This window comes from Vibrio sp. 2134-1, assembly GCF_033339495.1.
Genome location: NZ_JAWOUS010000744.1, coordinates 1 through 573, shown reverse-complemented (window position 1 = coordinate 573; position 573 = coordinate 1). Strand labels below are relative to the sequence as shown.

Genomic DNA, 573 nt, shown 5'->3' with positions numbered 1-573 from the left:
ATGGTTACTTGCCAAAACCGGTTGAGAAAGAAGCCCTTGCTACGTTGATTCAGGATGTTCTGGATGGCAAACAATTACTGCTTCCGCAAAGTGGAGAATGCTTACCTCTGAACGAAACGAGCGATACCAATCTAACTATTGAAAATCAGGTCGAACAAGACCACCAACAACGAGAGGAACCAGAAATGGTCATCATTAATCCAAGCGTGATCCAGTCCGACATGAAGATTTTAGGCAGAGAAAAAATGCTGCATATCATCGACTTGTTCAGAAATACCAGTGCGGATGTACTTGGACAGTTGGTTGAGTCAGCAGAAAAAAATGACAGCCTAGCAGTGAAAAATCTCGCTCATAAACTAAAAGGCAGTGCGGGGAGTTTAGGTCTTACTGCGTTAATGAACACTTGCCAAAGTATCGAGATTGCTGCCGAACCGCTAGATACATACAACGCTCAGCAAGGTTTATTGGACGAGCAAGTCGCTACGTCAGTTAATGCGCTTGATGAGCTGATGGCAGAATAAAGCTCTGCGTTTTAAACCTAAGCCCAAACCTAAAAACAAAAACCTCCGGTAA

General features: G+C 43.6%; 1 protein-coding gene. It reads left to right on the top strand.

Annotated features, from left to right (window positions below; translation table 11 throughout):
* Positions 1-521 (top strand): Hpt domain-containing protein (locus tag R7R78_RS28295; protein WP_225474873.1); only part of this gene is annotated, 521 nt, incomplete at its 5' end.
* Positions 522-573 lie beyond the last annotated feature (52 nt).